Genomic DNA, 19,446 nt, shown 5'->3' with positions numbered 1-19,446 from the left:
TTACGTCTATTAAATAATTAAGCCTGCGCATGCGGAAGCAACGTCTCTGCTCCAGCCCAGCCATCACTTTCCGCCAAGTGACCGGAACGATTCACTTTCGTTTGCAGATACTTCTCGTTAAAAGCAGAACGATCTCCCCACAGCGGAACACGTCCGCCCACATTTAATCCCGCTTCCTGCAAGGCAGCCAGCTTCCGTGGATTGTTGGTGATCAAGGTAACCGGTGCTGTGCGAAGTGCACGCAACACAGCAATCGCATCGTCATAATTACGAGCATCGTCTGTGAATCCAAGCTGCAAGTTTGCATCTACCGTATCCAGACCTTCTTCTTGCAAAATGTACGCCATGGCTTTGCTGAACAGACCAATGCCACGTCCCTCATGGTTCGCAAGATAGAACAGTGCACCCGCTCCGTGAGCGGCGATCATTTTCATGGATTGCTCCAATTGGAAGCCGCAATCACAGCGTTTGCTGCCAAAGATGTCGCCTGTATGACAGATGCTATGCATCCGGATCAGCGCTTCCTGCGCTTCAGCAAAGTCACCATACACCAGAACACTGGATTGTTGACGCTCTGCCAGTTCAGCAGCAGCAAGAGATTCGATTAACTCGCCGCTCTCCATCGCTTTGTCCGATTTCATCCAGCTGTACCACTGGAATGTCTTGGTCTCCCCATCGAGGTTAACCGGAAGCTTGATTGGTCCCACCAGGTATATGAACTCTTTTCCACTCGGAAAAGTCTGAATTTTGGGGGCAAGCAGTTGAATAATATGTGAATTGATCATTGTCGTTCCTCCTGTTTAGGCCAACTTGTATGTTGATTGATTCGCATCCAGCGTGAAATTGGATCACTTGGATGTTATATAGTACGTATCTATATTATTCTCATCATCATTAGTTACTTTATGTAAGTTAGTTTAGAATAAAAATTATAAAGTGTCAAGTAACTTTTATTTTTAAAGTAACTACTAAAATTATGTTACGCAACGGACACAAATATGTGTTTCATTTTAGGAATATTGGGTATGAGTTTATAAACTGCTCATACACTAATGTTGTAGTCCAAAGCACTTCATGCCTCGAACTTAACGATGAGGGGGTAATACACATGATCCGCCGGAAAAGAACATGCTGGACAGCCATACTGATGGTCTGCGTCCTGCTCATAAGCGGATGCTCCATCTGGCCCGGACAGGACGATTCAGCGAACAACAAAAAGGTAGCGCTTACATTATGGTACTGGAATCGGTCCATCGATGATAAGTTGCTTGCCAGGGCTAAGGAAAAATTCCCCAATATCGAACTGACAGCTCAGAAAATCGGCGGTGATTTCAAAGCAAAGCTCAAAACAACACTCGCTGCACGCTCAGGTGAACCAGACATTGTCGCATTGAACGACTGGATCATGGAGCTTTTCCCCAGTGAGGACCGTTTCTATAATCTGTATGATCTCGGTGCAGGAGATATTGAAGACCAATATCTGCCGTGGAAATGGAAGCAAGGCGTTACGCCAAGCGGACAGATGATTGGTTTCCCGATGGATACGGGACCAACAGCCCTCTTCTACCGAGAAGATCTGTTCAAAGAGGCCGGATTGCCATCTGATCCCGAAGACGTTACACGCCAGATCAACAGCTGGGATGCATATGCTGCTGCCGGAGAACAGCTCAAGGAGAAATTCGGAGGCAAGGTTTTTCTAACCGACAATATTGCAACCGTTTACAACCAAGTCATATCGCAGTCTGCTGAGCGTTACTTCCGGCCGGACGGGTCCTTTATCGGCATGGATTCCCCTACTGTGGGCAAGAGCTGGGATACGGCCGTTGCTTTTAAAGAAAAGGGACTGCTTGCCAATGCAGATGGCTGGACTCCAGGCTGGAACGCCGCGATGAATAATGGTGAAATCGCCTCTTTCGTAGGTGCTGTCTGGATGAAACAAGTTCTTCAGGAAGCCGCTCCGGATACATCCGGGAAGTGGCGTGTCGCTCGGGCACCAGGGGGAGATGGCAATAACGGAGGATCATTCCTGTCCATCCTGAAGTCGAGTGAACATCCTCAGGAAGCCTTTGAACTGGTTCGCTGGCTGCAAAGTCCCGAAAATCAACTGGAGCAATATCAGACATTGAACCTTTTCCCTTCTGCACCAGGTGTGTTTGATGATCCTGCCATGAAAGAAAAAGAACCTTTCTTCGGTGGACAGGCGACAGGGCCTGTATTTGCCGAATCGGCACAGGAGGTGCCGGATGCTTTCTTTGGCGAACGATACCCTTCCGTACACAACATTATCACCCGGCGGCTGAATGATGTCGCGAAGCAAAATGCCGATCCACAGCAGGTCTGGACGGATACGGTACACCGCGTCGAGCGGGAATTGCAGCGTTAACCTGAAGAACGTGTGGTTTCGTTATCCGCAAAGGAGGAATTCATATGGCTGTAACTGAACCTCGTCTTACTCCCGATCCCGGACATGCAAGACCTGATCTGGATCGGCAGAAGTCACTATGGGCGAGAATGTGGGAGCATCGTGCACTCTATGTTGCGATATCGCCGTTTTATATTCTGTTTGCGGTATTTGGGCTGTTCCCAATCGGGTTCTCACTCTATCTGGCTTTTCATAAATGGGATGGCATCGGTGTCATGACGTACAACGGGTTCAACAACTTCAAATACATGCTGACCGATGCCGAGTTCTGGCAAGCCGTGGGCAACACGTTCATGATCTGGATCTATTCGACGATTCCGATGCTCTTCTTCGCCCTGATTATTGCCTTTTTGCTACATGCACCATTTGTGAAGTTCCGTACCCTGTTTCGGGTCGGTTATTTCCTGCCAAACGTCACGTCCATCGTAGCGGTAGCCATTATCTTCGGTGCCTTATTTGCCAACAATTATGGCTTTCTCAATTATCTGTTGCAGTCGGTCGGGCTACCGGTTGTGGAGTGGCTTAATGCACCATGGGGCATTAAAGTCGCAATCTCCTCCATGGTGGTCTGGCGCTGGACCGGATATAACGCCGTCATCTACCTAGCCGGACTTCAGAGTATCCCGCAGACATTATACGAAGCGGCAAAGATTGACGGCGCATCAGCGATACAGTCCTTTTTCCGAATTACAATTCCGATGCTGCGTCCTGTGATCCTGTTCACGGTCATTACATCAACGATTGGCGGTATGCAGCTGTTCACCGAGCCTCAAGTATTGGTAGGTAATGATGGCGGCGCTGGTGCAGCAGGCATGACAATTGTACTCTACCTCTACCGTGAGTCCTTCATTAACAATTACTTCGGATATGGCGCTGCTGTTGGCTGGGGTATGTTCCTCATTATCGCCCTGTTCTCGATTGTGAACTGGAAGCTTGTTCAAGGCAAATCATCCTGATGTGATAAGGGGGAGCGCACATGGCGACCAAACACCTCAAATCGCTGGTGTTGTATACCGGTCTTATCGGGGGCATGCTCATATCCATGTTCCCGTTCTATTGGCTGATTGTAATGTCCACCCGGACAACGTCCGATATCTACAAGTTCCCACCTCAGCTCTGGTTCGGGGATGAACTGTGGAATAATATTACGCGCGTATTGCAGCAGATTGATTTCTGGGGCGCCTTTCTGAATACGCTGTTTGTGTCGGGCCTTGTGACTATTCTTGTACTGTTTTTTGACTCACTGGCGGGGTTTGCGTTTGCGAAGTTCGAATTTCCCGGCAAAAAGTGGCTCTTCATCTTGCTGCTTGCTACCATGATGGTGCCTTCCCAGCTGTCGCTGGTGCCTTCCTTCGTACTCATGGCCACGTTCGGTTGGGTTGGTTCCTTCAAAGCCCTCATTATTCCGGGCATGGTGAACGCCTTCGGTATCTTCTGGATTCGTCAGTATGCCACGGAGTCGATTCCGAACGATCTGCTGGATGCAGGCCGCATCGACGGCTGTAATTTCTTCCGACTTTATTGGAACGTGGCGCTGCCAATTCTGCGACCTGCCTTTGCTTTCCTTGGCGCGTTCACCTTTATCGGAGTATGGAATGATTATCTGTGGCCGTTGATCGTCCTGACGGATGAACGCAAATACACGTTGCAGATTGCATTGTCTCAATTAAACGGGCTGTATAACACAGACTATGCGATGGTCATCGCAGGTACGTTGCTTGCTGTCATTCCGCTCATCGTGATGTTCCTGTTCATCAGCCGCCAGTTTATTTCGGATATTGCCGCAGGGGCGGTGAAGGACTAGGGTTCTGCATTTTGATCCATCCCTCAAGTCTGATATTCTTATCTATAGATGAAATAACAGATGCCATATAAGTTGGATGAATAGCGCCACGTGCGCGGAGGGGACAGAAAGGGCCTGAAGAAATGGAATGTTCGCATTTATAACCAAATTTCTCCCTTTGAAGAGGGAATCAAAGAAATTTGGGAATAACGGCGATCGGAAGGCTTTCTGCACCCGAAGTGTTAACGTTTAACAGCATTCATTCACTTATATATTCAAGAAAGAGGGATGACAAAATGGCTTCTTCACCCTATATGATCGGCGTAGATATCGGCACAACCTCCACCAAGGCCGTCTTGTTCGAACAGAACGGAACCATTGTGGCACAAGGCAGTGCCGATTATCCGCTGCACACCCCCACACCTGCGATTGCGGAGCAGGATGCGGAAGATATTTTCAAAGCAGTCATTACATCGGTTAAACAGGCCACTTCCAAAGCGGGAGTGAAGCCAGAGGACATCCTGTTTGTATCCTTCAGTTCGGCCATGCACAGCATTCTGCCTGTCGATCAACACGGCAAACCGCTGATGCGGGCCATGACTTGGGCAGATAATCGCAGTGCCGAGTGGACCGAAGTACTCAAATCCGAGATGAATGGTCACGAAATCTATCTGAGAACAGGTACGCCGATTCATCCGATGTCCCCACTCACCAAGATCATGTGGCTCACCCGGGATCAACCAGAACTTTTCAGACAGACGTACAAATTCATATCCATGAAAGAATATGTCTTCTATAAATTATTTTCTGAATACGTCATTGATCACTCCATGGCCTCCGCCACCGGACTCATGAATCTTGAGAAACTCGACTGGGATGCAGAAGCGCTGCATGTGGCGGGCATTACGCCGGAACACCTGTCCCGATTGGTTCCAACCACACATGTGCTGAAACATGGATTGCACCCGGAGTACGCCAAGGAGATGGGCATTGCGGTCACCACACCGTTTGTCATTGGGGCCAGTGATGGCGTGCTCTCCAATCTGGGTGTGAACGCCATTGATCCAGGTGTCGTGGCCGTGACTATTGGTACCAGTGGAGCGATTCGTACGGTCGTAGATAAACCGGTGACCGATCCGAAAGGACGCTTCTTCTGTTATGCACTCACGGAGGATGCATGGGTCATTGGCGGACCAGTGAACAACGGCGGTGTTATTTTCCGCTGGATTCGGGACGAGTTTGCGGCTTCCGAGGTCGAGACCGCGAAACGACTTGGCATCGATCCGTATGAAGTGCTCACTCGTGTTGCGGAAAATGTACCTCCGGGTTCGGAAGGTCTCTTGTTCCATCCGTACATGACAGGTGAGCGGGCTCCGCTCTGGAATCCGAACGCACGCGGCTCGTTCTTCGGCCTGACGCTGCATCATAAGAAGGAACATATGATTCGCGCTGCGCTCGAAGGTGTATTGTTTAACCTCTACACGGTCATGCTCGCGATTGAAGAAAAGATCGGTCGTCCGAAAAAAATCCAGGCGACAGGCGGCTTCGCCCGCTCTGAGCTATGGCGGCAGATGATGGCCGATATTTTCGATCAGGATGTCATCATTCCCGAAAGTATTGAAAGCTCCTGTCTCGGCGCAGCTGTACTGGGCTTGTACGCCCTTGGCCGCATCGATTCCCTGAGTGCCGTCTCCGGCATGATCGGATCAACGCACCGGCACCAACCAGACCCGGACAGTGTCCGTGTCTATCGTGAACTGCTGCCGATCTTTATCCGCATCTCCCGCAAATTCGAAGAAGAGTATGCGGATATCGCTGCTTTTCAGAATAAGACGATGCAAGGCTAGGACCGACATGGGGTCGCATGCAGGATGACCGAAGGATGGGACGGTTTAGGTTCTGAGCTTTTGAGAGTTGGAAATTTGAGGGTTAAACGTCTGGAATGTTACACGGTGGAGGGTCAAAACGTTGAACATGGAATGGTCTAACGAATCGTAGACGTCTTATATGATGTTTATAACATGTTTTCAAAATCTAACGAACCTGAGACACCTTATATCGGCGTACATGCGCACAAAACTGCTCTAGAACCTAATATGTAGTCTATTAACGTGTCTGTGGTTCGTTAGAAAATTACTTTTGCCAAATATCCTCCAATAGCGTGTCTCAGATTCGTTAGAATTAATACGAGATGCCGTAAGTTAAAGAGGCCCACCCCGCCATGGTTATGTCCATATGGGAATGGGCTTTTTTTTCATGCACAGACTATATAAACTCTATTTAGAATGTATCAATTTATCTCTCAGCATTCTTGGAGCTTCCCTTTATGTTCTATTAAAGTATCCAGGGGCCGCCACAGCAACCGTCCTAAAATAGAAAAATCTCTTTTCCAGTTCCTGATTCTCTGGTGAAAACTCGGTCAGAAACTCAACTGAATTCAACATTTCTTCGGTCATCACGCTAGGTCTCCACAAAGCCAATTGGATGTCTTTGAAAATAAAAGAAAATCCCAACTCCGCATCGATGTCTCGAGTATATGGTGTCTTACTATCTATTAGCTTAACGAGATCATCAGCCTTTGTTCGAAAAACATCAATATTATCATATGTAAGGACAACATCAGATTCATCAGGTGGATAATCGTGTGGATTACTTACTTCAATGAAATAGAGTTTATGTTCCAAATCATACTCCAATTGGTTATAGAGCTGACTAATCTCCGGGGTGATGCACTCAATGATCTCTTCTACCTCTGATTTACTCATTCCCAACTTAAATGGTCCAATGCCGACCATGGGTATGACCTCTAAAGGTTCCATGACGTTTCGGTTCCCAATTTCGTTCATGTAGTTCACTCCTCTTTATTTCAACAACTAAGAATTACAACGTTCATCCCTATACTCTAATCCTACCCTAAAAAGAATGATTGAGCATGTTGGGTATAACAAAACCCCACAGCATGAAAGAACGGTGGAGTTAAGGTTTCCTATCTTTTATTGACTCAGATTTCTAACAACTATAGAACTGAAATCCTAGATTTTAATTACTGATTATACTTGCTGAACGCATTCTGATCGGCCTGTACATTCTCCAGATACACAATCTGCCCCGCATCATTTACACGCGCGATATCAATGCCTGCTTTGGCATATACCGTTCCGTCTGCCGCTTGTCCGCATACTGCCCAGTTCGTTTGGTAGCTGCCGTCAGGCTGTTGCACCCAACCGTCCCACATATGTTTTACATCCTTATTGTACTCGTAAAAAGCTTTCATAAAACCATCGAACCCTGATCTGCTGCTGCCGTTAAGCACAATCTCTGCATCCGGTGTGAACAGGGACAATAAGTCCTGCATCGCGCGCTCATCTGTGCGTGAAGCATCAAATAAACGGAAATAGTTGTTCAACATCGTAGTTGTATTTGTGGTACTTATAGTACTCATTCATATTCCTCCTAGAATAAAAAACCGTTTTCCAATCTTTCAGTTCGAATATTTTCGAACTAACTGAAAAGAAATGTATCATACTTCTTATACTGCCTGCAAGAAATATATAAGTTGAGACCGACTTTTACACTAACACGGAGAGTGCAGAACCAATCTGAAGAAGCGAAGCGTGCGCATTTATCACCGGATTTTTCCCTTGGACCAAGGGAATAAAGAAAATCTGGGGATAAGAGCGATCGAAAGATGGTACTGCAATCGGAGTAAACAAGTGTAATAGTTACAGTTCAACTTCTATAGTTCGATTTTTTTCAAACATTGAAAGGTACAGCCGATTATGCTAACGTCATAGATATGAGAACTCCAACGATACCTATGGCTTCGGAACTGAAGTTGACCACGGTCTGCAATGCATTGGGTGATCCGATCCGTATGAAAATTGCACACTGTCTGGCCAGCTCTGGCGAGAAAAACTGTTCCGCCTTCGAAGTAGACCATATTTCCAAATCCACGTTGTCCCATCACATCAAAATTTTACGTGAAGCTGGCGTGATCCAGCCTCGCATTGAAGGTAAACAGCACTTTTATTCCCTACGAAAGGAAGAACTGAACACACGTTTTCCAGGCCTCGTTGACATGATTCTGAATACAACCGAGGAATACGTACATTAAAGTAAGCAGGTTTGAGATTGAAGAACTACTTTCATCATGATCGCAATTCCCATAAAGGAGGCTAACCATATGGACAAAAAAGCGGCAAAGATATTGCTGAGCACCTTCTGGGGAGGTGGGGGCTGGAAAACAACCTCTCTACCCTTCTCCGGGGAGGAATTTGAATATGCCAAAAGCAAAGGTGTTATGTTCGATCCACTCACGATCACGCATGACGAGATAGTCCAGCGCCTATACGACATGCATCAGGATGACTCGCTCAAGGAGCGGGTCATGTCGGCCTTTTTACATAGTCTGTCCACCAAAAAAGTCTACCTGCGCAGCGCATTATCCAGCTGGGTTTTAACATCGAAGATGCTTTTGCATACCTATGCGGAACGCCCTGCCCTTCACCCTAACACCAGTGCCTGTGGGGATTGTAACTTCCTGCGTTTGCAGTCAGACAAGGAATATTCCAACGTCGACTTAAACGTCCTTAATTTTGAACGGATCAAGTGGGGCGGCGTGCGTCATGGCTGGCTTATCTATTGCCTGATGGATCTGGAATTACTGCTTCAGGACAACGATGCAAACTATGAAGTAACCCAGGAAGACCAAGCAATCCTGGTAAACCTGCTTGAAGCTGCTCAGACGGAAGATCCCAAGGACAGTGCACGTTCACTGGAGAAGAAGTGGAAGGATCTCTTCCCTTCCAGCAAACAGGAGCGAGATGCCCTGCTGGAAATTTGGGCTGCAGCCGGCATATTGGTTCCTGGAGATAAACCGAGAAAACGCAAAGGTGGTTCCAGCGATTTTGTCTTTGCAGCAACCTGGCAAGGTGATGATGGATATCATGCAGAAGCCGTAAAACATTATTTTGGCTCCTATCTTCCTCAAATGTGATAAAACCTGAACTTTTGCTCACCTTTGCGTACGTCTGGTTACAATAATGACATCGACAGATTTCCTGTTTAACTCGTATAATAAGGGGAAATTGGTAGATGGGAGTGAAACAAGCGAGTTTATGGTATACATACTGGCTTTTATAGTGTCTTTTGCTGTCGTGGTTCTGCTTATTCCGCCGCTTGGTCGATTGGCTCACCGGCTCGATTTTGTGGACAAGCCCCGGGAAGATGTGGAGCGTAAGCTGCACAGGCAACCGATCCCGCTCACGGCGAGTTACGCGATATTTACTGGATTTTTCCTGACATACATTGCTCTGACCAAAGAAATCACATGGGAAACAGCGGCTCTGGTCGCTGGTGGTATGCTTTTGCTAACGATTGGTACCGTCGACGACTGGTACAAAACAAAAGGCAAAGATTTTCCTGCTCTGCCCAAAATGCTCGTACAAGTCTCTGCGGCAGTACTCGTGTTTGCTTCTGGCATTGCGTTCACTGGATTCGTGAATCCCTTCAACGCGGAATATGTCATGCTTCCAATCTGGCTGCAATTCATTCTCACGATCCTCTGGATCTTTGGGGTGACAACAGTCATCAATTTCTCGGACGGCATGGACGGACTGGCTGGCGGATTATCAGCTATCTCGGCGATCACCCTGTTCATTGTGGCGCTTGCCAAAGGTCAAACTGATTCCGCACTCATGTCGATCATTCTGGTCGGTGTGACGATTGGTTATCTGAAGTACAACAAAGCTCCTGCCAAAGTGTTCATGGGTGATGCAGGCGCAACGTTCCTTGGCTTCATTTTGGCGGTTATCGCTCTGGATGGTGCATTCAAACAAGCAACCATGTTGTCCATCTTCATTCCGATTTTGGCGCTGGGTGTACCGATCTTCGACAACATCTTTGTCGTTATCAAACGTTTCATTCAAGGTAAAGCAATCTATCAGGCCGACGCGAGTCAAGCGCACTATCGACTGCTGCGTGCCGGATTGAATCACAAACAGGTTGTTGCTGTCCTCTATCTGGTTAGTACCTGCCTGTGTCTGTCTTCCATTATATTGATGCTGGTAGAGATGTAAGTATCCGCAACAAAAGCGGTCATATCGGAATGTAAAAAGAGACGAGTCCAAGATTTCTTGGCTCGTCTCTTTGTTATGCTTATATGGTTAAGTGCTCATTACGCACTCATTCGGTGTCATTCGCTAAATTGATAATTCATGTATATCAGTTCAGTTCGACCATCTGGACTGGTATGCAAAATCCACACGTCTGGAACCGCAGGCGCTCACAGACTCTCACACTTATCTGGAAGCTACGGGTGGCAACGGTTGTTCTTGTTGCTGCCGACCTGTCCATCCCGGCCGATCAAGTTCAATGAGACGGCGGTATCGCTCTTCCCCAGCCAGCAATTGTTCGTGAGAACCCTGCATGGCAATCTTTCCATTTTCCATAAAAATAAGTTCGTCCATCTGTTCCGCACCAATCAGGTGATGGGTAACCCAGATCATCGTTTTGCCTTGCAAACTATCCAGAATGGTCCGCATAAGCTCGCGTTCAGTCACAGGATCAAGCCCAACGGTTGGTTCATCCAATATAATAACAGGTGTCTCCCGGAGCAGTACCCGGGCCAGTGCAATTCGTTGTCTTTCCCCACCGGAGAAACGCAGACCTGTCTCCAGCATCGGCGTATCATACCCCTGCGGTAAAGATTCGATCAGACCGGATAACCCTACTTGCGCGGCCACCTGACGAATCTCCTCATTCGTTGCATGTGGACGACCAATCCGCAAATTATTGGCTACCGTGGTGTCGAACAGGTGAGGACTCTGATTCAGCACCGCGACAACATCAGTGACACTCTCACCCAAGGTCTGCACAGACATATTATTGATCAGAACTTTCCCCGCAGACGGAATTAATGCCCCCTGAATCAGCTTCAACAATGTCGATTTCCCGCCGCCGCTTCGTCCAAGAATAGCTAATCGTTTGCCTTGTGGCAGATGAAGGGATACATCCTGTACGGCATAAGTATCATCAGATGCATAGCGGTAACTAACGTGATTGATCTCGATGTCTGCTCTGAGTTTGGGTGGAATGCGAAGACGAATTCGTCTGTCCGGGATATCATTCGCAGATGGCAAGGACTCGGATGGCTGTCCAGCCATCACGTTGCCGTTTTTTACTACAGAGATCGATTCGCCCGTTCCATCCGCATCACCGGCTCCATTCTGCAACGGAAGATTATCTTTCCCTTCGAGCTGCTTCAAGCGATCCAGTGATTCCCGGTACTGTGGAAGATGCTCCACAGCATCCCCTACTGGCAGAAGTGATTCCGTGAGCGGAAATAACACCAGCACAAAAGCAGCAATCATTACGGAAGGTAATTGTCCGACAGAAGCGGCGTTTCCAGCCCATAACGTAACCGATACTACCATCAGGCCAATGACACACTGGGCCATCAGATCACGCCAGCGTGTCCAGCGCCGCAACTTGCGGCGAACCGCGTCGACCTGTTCTTCCGCCTCTTCCTGCTGCAGAACAAATTCCGCTGCTCGTCCACTTGCAAGCCAATCTCCCAGTCCAAGCACACCGTCAGTCAGACGGGTATACAACCTGCTGTTTTCCTTTTTCAGCCGCACACGCCATTTCCACGTCACTTTCAGCGAGATCGCAGGTAGCGCGGCAACGAGAAATAACATATACAAGCCCATCCACACCGCAAATCCCAGATCCACACTGCCAAAAGCACTCACAGCTGCACCGTACATCACAAGCGCGGTAACGGCAGGAAACACGGTACGCAGATAGATATCTTGCAACCGCTCCACATCATCGGCAAGTGCTCCGAGTACATCTCCTGTCTGCATACGAGAGCGCAGGAACAGGGCCTGTGGCTCCAGAATGCGATATAGCTTCACCCGTTGATCAGCCAACACACGCAGTACGGCATCATGTCCTGCCAATCGTTCGATATATCGAAACACGGCGCGGAATATCCCAAATGCACGTACCCCAACAATAGGTACATACACCATCAGAATATTTTCAGGACGCAGCGCAGACTTGGAGATCAGAAATCCGGAGGTAAACAGCAACAATACCGCACACAAGGCAGCACAAGTGCCTAGCGCAATGACTGCAAGGAATCTCCAGCGGTACTGTGCCACATACGGAGCAATCCAGCTATTTTTTTCTTTTCCGTTACGGACGGTCTCCATATGCTCATATCCGGACTTCATTTTATATCGCCTCCATCTGGGCCTGAATCATCTTATAATATACACCTTGTCGTGCCAGTAATTCCTGATGTGTTCCCGTCTCTGCCACTGTGCCGCCATCCATGACAATAATTCGATCCATATGCAGCATCCAGTGCAGGCGATGGGTAGCCAAAAATACAAGTTTTCCTTCAAACAGCGGCAGCATCGTCTGTTTCAGTTGATACTCTGTCTCTACATCCAGATGAGCTGTCGGTTCATCAAGCAGCAGGATGTTTCGTTTACTAAGCAAAGCTCTTGCCAGCGCCACCCGTTGCTCCTGCCCACCACTTAGCTGTCTGCCACCAGCCCCAATAAGTTCATGCAGTCCACCGGATAATGAAGACAGTAGCTTGGTTAATCCAGCTGCGCTAATGGCCTTGGCCACTTCCGCATCCGAAGCCTCCGGCATATAGAAACGAACGTTATCGGCCAGGCTTCCACTGAAAATATACGGATGCTGCGGGATAGTTGCCGTCTGTCTTCGCCAGGATTCAAGCATATCCTGTGTCACAGGCTGTCCGTTGGCTAATACTTGGCCTGAAGTAGGAAGCTGAAATCCAGCCAATACGTCAATCAACGTGGATTTACCTGCTCCGCTGGCGCCAATAATACCGATTTTGCCAAGACCCGTGATCTGAAATGTGACATCCTTTAGCGAATAAGGACCTTCATCATCATGCCGTACCTGTACATCCGTTAGAGCCAATCTGCTATTCTCATTCCAGGAGAACACTGAGGAAGCGGAAGAAACAAGCTCAGGAATAGTAGAAACAGAAGCAGGATCAGGAGCAAGATGCCCCGCAGCCATTTTATCGTTCAACACGACACGTATGGTCGAAGTGCTGGCTTTCCTTTTACCCAAAGATAATGATGGTGTAGATCCAGCCTCGTCCTCTGCCGTAACGGGATGTGCAACAACATTTGCATAGGCTTCTTTCTGTTTCTGTTCGGCGACTTTCCCCCGTTCAATCACTTGGTTGATAGCCGCTCCGGCTTCCTTACCGTCCAATGTGGCATGGTAATCAGCGCCGAGCATACGTACAGGCAGGAAATATTCGGGTGCCAGAATGAGTACCGTCAGCGCAGGGCCAAGCAGCATATGCCCTTCCGTCAGACGTAATCCCAGACCAACTGCCACAGAAGCAACGGACAGCATCGTGAAGAAGTCGAGTGCAAACGAAGAAAGAAAAGCCATGCGCAGGGTGGACATCGTTGCCTTCCGATACCGCTGACTGACCCGCAGAATGGACCCTTCGTGTGTTTTGCTTTGTCCCAACGTTTTCAGCGTTTCCAGCCCCCGCAGGGTATCAACAAAATGGTTAGCAAGTGCTTTGTAGGATCTGAATTGTCCGTCTATCTTACGCTGCGCTGCGAGACCAATCAGAATCATGAACACGATCAGGATTGGGAGAGTCAGCATCAGAATAACCCCGGACATCAGATCCAGCTTGAACACATACAGCAAAATGACGATGGGTGTGAATCCTATGCCCAGCATACGAGGAATGAATAGTTCCAGATACGTCTTGTATTGAGCTGTCCCCTCACGTGCCAGTGTGACCAGATGGCCTGTGCCCTCTGTCTTGGCATAACGCGGCCCGAGCCTAAACCACTGCTCCACCATCTGTCTGCGCAGATCGGTCCCTGTTCTCTCCGCATATCGTGAAGTCACGAGTTGTAACCAGAAGGATAGGGCGTAGCGGGCGGCAAAAGCAGCCAGGAACAGCAGCAGTACAGGATACTGCTCCGTTACGGATGAACCTTCGAACAATGCCGTGATGGCCTGTGCCAGCCATTTGGCTTGCATCATGATCGTCATCGCCTGTAGCAGCACCAGCGCTGATGCCAGCGCGAGTACAGGCCGGATGCCCGGCAGCTTCAGCAGCCCCCGTCCCATATCAGTACTCCAGGTGGTGCTGCTCGTTCAGACGTTTGCGGAAGATATAATAACTCCAGATCTGATAGCCAAGAACAAACGGCAGCAATGTGCAAGCTACAATTGTCATTACTTTCAATGAATAAGCGCCGGATGCGGCGTTGTATACAGTCAGGTCATATGCCGCCCCAAAGGAACTCACCATCACTCTTGGGAAAAGTCCAATAAAGACCGAGGCAAAGGCAATTGCAATCACTGCCCCAGTCATACCAAAAGCCCAGCCTTCACGCTTCTGACGAACAAAGTATGCCGCAAGTGCAAGCGAAACTGCGCCAAGTACAACCATGATCCAAAGAGCCCAGCCGCGTACGGCGAATACATCGGTCATGAAATACGTCATTAACGCGTAAACGGCGAGCAGTGCAGCCAGCGGCAGCATCAATTTTTGCGCTGTCTTCAAGGCACGCTCTCTGAGATCACCTACTGTTCGTAGTGATGCAAACAGCAATCCATGAACCAGACACAGCAGGGTTACACTCAAGCCACCAATCACGGTGTACGGATTAACAATATCGAGGAATCCTGCACGCAACTGCATCTCCCCATCAATGGGCAGACCTTTCATCAACGTGGCAAAGACCACGCCGAACAGGAACGGCAAGAGTGCACTGGAGACAACAATGATGGTGTCCCACGTTTTGCGCCAGCGCTGCTGTTTCATTTTACTGCGGAATTCGAAAGCAACTCCGCGGCCAATCAAGGCGAGTAACACCACCACAAGTGGCAGGTAAAAACCACTGAACAACGTCGCATACCAGTGCGGGAAGGCAGCAAACATCGCTCCCCCTGCTGTAATCAGCCATACTTCATTACCATCCCAGAACGGACCGATCGAGTTGATCAGGGTCCGGCGTTCACGATCTGTTTTGGCAATAATGCCTGTAGACATCCCCACACCAAAATCAAAACCTTCCAAAAAGAAAAAACCGACAAACAATACGGCAATCAGCAAAAACCACAACTCACTTAGTGACAACGGAATAACCTCCATCCACGCCGAACGGATCGGCCGATTCATCGTGATCTTCCGGCTTCTCGACCGCAAACGGTCCTGCTTTGATCTCACGTACGAACAGGTATACCATCACGATTCCGAGAACCGTATACGCAGCGGTAAAAGCAATGGTCGAGAACAGGATCATTCCTGCGGATACGTTCGGTGAGACCCCGGCTTCGGTGGTCATATAGCCAAATACCGTCCACGGCTGCCTGCCAACCTCGGTCATAATCCAACCTGATGTATTGGCGATAAACGGCAAGGATATGGCAAATACCATCAGACGCATAAACCACTTTCCAGCGACCTCCAGCTTCTTGCGCATAGCCAGAAACGTACCGTACAGCGCCAGCACAATCATCAAACCACCCGCTGCGATCATAATGCGGAAACTCCAGAACGTTGTCCGTACCGGCGGGATGTAATCCCCAGGTCCATATGTCTGCTGATACTCAGCATTCAGTTCCTTCATGCCTTTGACACTACCGGAGAACTTGCTGTAGGACAGGTAACTGAGTAATCCAGGGATTTTGATCTCACCCGTACTCTCCTGTTTATCCGGGTCAATAAAAGCGACCACCGTCCATGGCGCCGGATCTTCTGTCGTTGTCCATGTGCCCTCACTGGCTGCCATCTTCATCGGCTGTGTCTCCACCAGATATTGCGCCTGGAAGTGACCCGAGAATGCGACGCCGAATGAAGAAACAAGAGCGATAATGATCGCAATATTAAACGATTTGCGGAAGATCTCCACATCTTGCTTTTTCATCAATTTGTAGGCACTAATCCCGGTTACGACGAAAGCCCCTGTCATCAATGCCCCAAAAATCGTATGTGGGAATTCGACGAGAAGCTGACCATTCGTGATGAGTGCAAAGAAATCATTCATCTCGGCTCGGCCGTTATTAATCTCAAACCCGACCGGATGCTGCATAAACGAATTGGCTGCCAGAATCCACAGCGCGGACAGGAATGTGCCGACAAATACCAGCCAGATGCAGGCCAGATGCACTTTTTTGGACAAACGATCCCATCCGAATATCCACAAACCAATAAATGTAGACTCCATAAAAAACGCCAGTAGCGCTTCAATAGCCAGTGGCGCACCGAACACGTCCCCGACAAATCGGGAGTACTCGGACCAGTTCATACCGAACTGGAACTCTTGCAAAATACCTGTGACTACCCCGACGGCAAAGTTAATCAGGAACAGCTTGCCCCAGAACTTGGCCATCGTTTTGTAGATCTCCTTACCCTTAACAACGTACAACGTCTCCATGATTGCAACCAACAGTACAAGACCGATGGATAGCGGGACAAAAAAGAAATGGAAAATCGTTGTAAGTGCATATTGGATACGCGATAACATAATCGGATCCATACCGTTACCCCTTCTTTCTGTTCACTTCGCAGTATGCGTATTTGGCATTGAAGCTGCACCTTCGCTGTCTGTCCGCCAAATACGTTGATGAACGTATTGTGCCAGAATACCTATTTTATACATGTGAGAATTATCACAATCTTCGTCTCTAGAGCAAAAAAAAGTGATCCTGGTCACACAAAAGATAAAATTCAGCCTATTATCATAGCTTGCCAACTTCATCTATTCATGGAAGATACTCATGTTTGGGACGGAATGCCCATATGTTAGTCTCAGGCATATCATGCGAAGTACCGTGAGGGCTTTACATATGAAGTGAAAGCATGCAGTACATGCAGAGCGAATGACGCTCCATATTACAGTCAAGGTGAGGTGAACTATTCATGGAAAAACCTGCACCACTACCAGGTGAAGACACCGAAGCCAGCCAGGATAAGGCCAGTACAACACAGCCCCCTGTCCGATATGTTCTCTTCCCTCGCAAAGGGGGCTGGTCATCCTTTCCCTATCCCGATATTGCTGCACTGCTGTCAATCGAGGGAGAGGTATACTATGTCAGCAGCCTGACGCAAACAGAAGATGTACCTCCGGTCATTACCGTCATCTCCCTCCCTGAAGCCGAGCAGCTATTGCTGGAACCTCGCACCGTAGCCGTAGTCGCCCATCCCTACTGGCTAATGGCTACAGCCTCGCTGGAGCCGGAGCTATGTATCGCCCTGCTCCCTGAGCCTGCTGGGGAAGAATCATCTTCTCCCCTATGGGAGAGCAGTATTTCCAAACTGGTCGGCATCGCCGATCTGGTAGGCACATCCTCCGAGACACGTTATATGAAGCTGTTATTCCAAGGCGTACGTGTTATCTGGCTGGGCGGCGAAGACCCTGCACCTGCGGGTACGATGCAAAAGGATGATCTCGAAGTCCCTCTCCGGGACTACGAACTGTTCTTCCTGCATGCGCTGCGGCAGGTCTTGTCAGGCACTTCGGATAGCGTCAGCCTGCTTCAATGCAGTGTACGTGCCGACTTCTACCGACAGCTCCGAGCCAAAGCAGGCCCACATGAGACGATATCCTTTTTGCTGGCAGCCTATGAGTACTTGCTTGAAGATCGGCGGGCCGTCCATTCGCTGCAAGAGGCCTTCACCCAGGCGGTCATGAACGGTCGCAGTGATTGTGTGGTTTCCCATTATCGATTCCTGTCTGCCATTCATGCCCGGGCCGGACAGTTGGAGGACGCCCTGCGGGTGTACGGAATTAGTGCAGCAGATGAACAAGAACGGCATCATTATGAACAGTTATGTCGCTGGCTTGAGGCAGGAGAAGAACAACTTGTACGAGCGGAACTACTGCGTATGAACGATGATTACGGAAACGCCCTGCGTATCCTGGACGAACTTGGCGGAGAAACGGCGAGACATTGGAAATTCCGCATTTATCAGGAGACAGGACGTGTGGAAGAGGCACTGGCTCTGGTGCATGCAGTCGATATTCAGGATGATGCCAGTCGCCGGGATTATCAGCAATTATCCGGCAGTGCGCTGGCACTGCGAGGGGAACGGCACGGGGCAGTCCGACATTTTCTCGAAACGGCACTGGAGGATGAAGATGCGCTCGCCCGGATTGTCGAACTGGAGTTGTTGGATCATGCTGTACAGCAATTGCTTGGGGAGGTGCCATGATGCTGGACCCGAAGAAGCGTAGACAACAGTTGAATGGGCCAATGGTGCACAGGGATATCCGAACCGAAACCACTTACACGCCAACCGAAACAGTCGATCGAACACATACAGACGCATTGGAAAATGGAGATCACACCCCGGATCATGCACAACCAACACAGGACATCCGAAGCCAAGTGCATCACTGGAATGATTCACAAGGTCAGGGAGAACAGGATGTTGCTGTATCACAAGAGGAAACAAGTGTATTCAAAGAGCCCTTCTCCATTCGTCGGGTTCGCAAAAGCAAAGGCAACAAGCTAACCGCCATGCTCCAGGTTCGCAATGAACGTGGCCGATACCTTGAAGAAGTATTGCATGATCTGAGTGAGTTCGTGGATGAGATCGTCATTGTGGACGATGCCAGCACAGACGGAACACCGGACATATGCAAAGCCTATCCAAAGGTGGTCCGTCTGGAAGTACTGGAGAAACCGCTGTTCGCCGAGGAATGGCGGCTTCGCAACACCTTATGGCAAGCGGCTGCGGGAACATGTCCCGACTGGTTGCTCTCGGTTGATGCGGATGAGCTGTACAGCTCAGAGGCCAAGAAAGCCATACGCACTCTGATTAATCAGGAGTATGCGGACTGGTTTGCATTTCGATTCTACGACATGTGGGGTGGCCGGACCCACTACCGGGAAGATGATCTCTGGTCTCTGCACAAACGGCATACCGCTTCACTTGTACGGTATATGCCTGGATATCCTTATTTTTATCCACAACAGAATCATCACGTTCCTCGTCTTCCCTTGTCCTGCACTGTATTGCCTGGGGTCAGCACGGAACTGAAGGTTCAGCATCTCGGCTGGGCCGGCAGTCTGGAGGACCGGGTTCGTAAATATTTGCGTTACAAGCGCATTGATCCTAGCGGTGAGTGGGGCAATCTTGCACATTACGAGTCGATCCTTGATCCGGAACCTCGGCTGATTCCCTGGAAGGAGGGACCGTGAG

General features: G+C 49.1%; 16 protein-coding genes. 9 read left to right on the top strand and 7 right to left on the bottom strand.

What is annotated here, in order from left to right; genetic code table 11:
• Positions 1-17: 17 nt before the first annotated feature.
• Positions 18-785 carry a GTP cyclohydrolase II gene (locus MHI14_RS01815; protein ID WP_091035917.1) on the bottom strand — a complete coding sequence of 256 codons (768 nt, stop codon included), beginning with the start codon at positions 783-785 and terminating at the stop codon, positions 18-20.
• 323 nt (positions 786-1,108) lie between these two features.
• Between MHI14_RS01815 and MHI14_RS01810 the strand changes: the two genes are divergently transcribed.
• The 4 genes from MHI14_RS01810 to gntK all read left to right on the top strand — a co-directional run bounded on the left by MHI14_RS01810 (position 1,109) and on the right by gntK (position 6,052).
• Positions 1,109-2,383, top strand: a complete 1,275-nt coding sequence (locus tag MHI14_RS01810; RefSeq protein ID WP_133386196.1) for an ABC transporter substrate-binding protein — start codon at positions 1,109-1,111, stop codon at positions 2,381-2,383.
• 128 nt (positions 2,384-2,511) lie between these two features.
• Positions 2,512-3,378, top strand: a complete 867-nt coding sequence (locus tag MHI14_RS01805) for a carbohydrate ABC transporter permease (protein WP_091013252.1) — start codon at positions 2,512-2,514, stop codon at positions 3,376-3,378.
• 20 nt (positions 3,379-3,398) lie between these two features.
• Positions 3,399-4,226, top strand: a complete 828-nt coding sequence (locus MHI14_RS01800; protein WP_341129769.1) for a carbohydrate ABC transporter permease — start codon at positions 3,399-3,401, stop codon at positions 4,224-4,226.
• 275 nt (positions 4,227-4,501) lie between these two features.
• Positions 4,502-6,052: a gluconokinase gene (gntK, locus tag MHI14_RS01795; protein WP_340964983.1), complete on the top strand. Its 1,551-nt coding sequence runs from the start codon at positions 4,502-4,504 to the stop codon at positions 6,050-6,052.
• A gap of 477 nt (positions 6,053-6,529) precedes the next feature.
• Here the strand turns inward: gntK and MHI14_RS01790 are convergent, their stop codons facing one another.
• Together MHI14_RS01790 and MHI14_RS01785 are read right to left on the bottom strand one after the other, a co-directional pair.
• Positions 6,530-7,051, bottom strand: a complete 522-nt coding sequence (locus tag MHI14_RS01790; protein WP_341129768.1) for a hypothetical protein — start codon at positions 7,049-7,051, stop codon at positions 6,530-6,532.
• Between the two features lie 197 nt (positions 7,052-7,248).
• Positions 7,249-7,647 carry a nuclear transport factor 2 family protein gene (locus MHI14_RS01785; protein ID WP_339311263.1) on the bottom strand — a complete coding sequence of 133 codons (399 nt, stop codon included), beginning with the start codon at positions 7,645-7,647 and terminating at the stop codon, positions 7,249-7,251.
• A 354-nt stretch (positions 7,648-8,001) separates the two neighbouring features.
• Here MHI14_RS01785 and MHI14_RS01780 point away from each other — a divergent pair, with 354 nt between their 5' ends.
• From MHI14_RS01780 to MHI14_RS01770, 3 genes are all read left to right on the top strand, one after another.
• Positions 8,002-8,319 carry an ArsR/SmtB family transcription factor gene (locus MHI14_RS01780; protein ID WP_289390597.1) on the top strand — a complete coding sequence of 106 codons (318 nt, stop codon included), beginning with the start codon at positions 8,002-8,004 and terminating at the stop codon, positions 8,317-8,319.
• Positions 8,320-8,388: 69 nt separating this feature from the next.
• Complete coding sequence (locus tag MHI14_RS01775) at positions 8,389-9,201, top strand: hypothetical protein (protein ID WP_341129767.1); 813 nt, start codon at positions 8,389-8,391, stop codon at positions 9,199-9,201.
• Positions 9,202-9,322: 121 nt separating this feature from the next.
• Positions 9,323-10,282, top strand: coding sequence for an MraY family glycosyltransferase (locus MHI14_RS01770; RefSeq protein WP_062836785.1), 960 nt, complete (start codon positions 9,323-9,325; stop codon positions 10,280-10,282).
• A gap of 222 nt (positions 10,283-10,504) precedes the next feature.
• Here MHI14_RS01770 and cydC read toward each other — a convergent pair whose 3' ends face one another.
• The 4 genes from cydC to MHI14_RS01750 are packed head-to-tail and all read right to left on the bottom strand — an operon-like array spanning position 10,505 to position 16,777.
• Positions 10,505-12,442 (bottom strand): thiol reductant ABC exporter subunit CydC, encoded by a 1,938-nt coding sequence (gene cydC, locus MHI14_RS01765; protein WP_339311269.1) that lies wholly within the window; start codon positions 12,440-12,442, stop codon positions 10,505-10,507.
• Between the two features lies 1 nt (position 12,443).
• The gene (cydD, locus tag MHI14_RS01760; protein WP_339311271.1) at positions 12,444-14,360 is read right to left on the bottom strand and encodes a thiol reductant ABC exporter subunit CydD; all 1,917 of its coding nucleotides are present in this window, start codon (positions 14,358-14,360) and stop codon (positions 12,444-12,446) included.
• 1 nt (position 14,361) lies between these two features.
• On the bottom strand, positions 14,362-15,417 hold the full coding sequence (gene cydB, locus MHI14_RS01755; RefSeq protein ID WP_339311272.1) for a cytochrome d ubiquinol oxidase subunit II: 1,056 nt from the start codon (positions 15,415-15,417) through the stop codon (positions 14,362-14,364).
• On the bottom strand, positions 15,362-16,777 hold the full coding sequence (locus MHI14_RS01750) for a cytochrome ubiquinol oxidase subunit I (RefSeq protein ID WP_017691731.1): 1,416 nt from the start codon (positions 16,775-16,777) through the stop codon (positions 15,362-15,364). Before MHI14_RS01750 ends, cydB begins: the two co-directional genes overlap by 56 nt.
• Before the next feature lie 383 nt (positions 16,778-17,160).
• On the opposite strand from MHI14_RS01750, the gene MHI14_RS01745 reads away from it, so the two are divergent.
• Both MHI14_RS01745 and MHI14_RS01740 read left to right on the top strand, forming a co-directional pair.
• Complete coding sequence (locus MHI14_RS01745; protein ID WP_339311274.1) at positions 17,161-18,453, top strand: tetratricopeptide repeat protein; 1,293 nt, start codon at positions 17,161-17,163, stop codon at positions 18,451-18,453.
• Entirely contained in the window at positions 18,453-19,445 is a 993-nt protein-coding gene (locus MHI14_RS01740; protein WP_341129766.1) for a glycosyltransferase, read from the top strand. The genes MHI14_RS01745 and MHI14_RS01740 overlap by 1 nt, the downstream gene beginning before the upstream one ends.
• The last annotated feature ends 1 nt before the right edge of the window (position 19,446 follow it).

Origin of the sequence: Paenibacillus sp. FSL K6-2393 (genome assembly GCF_038002545.1) — a bacterium.
Lineage (GTDB): Bacteria > Bacillota > Bacilli > Paenibacillales > Paenibacillaceae > Paenibacillus.
The sequence above is the reverse complement of the archived record's forward strand: the minus strand, read 5'-3'. Positions and strand labels throughout refer to the sequence as shown.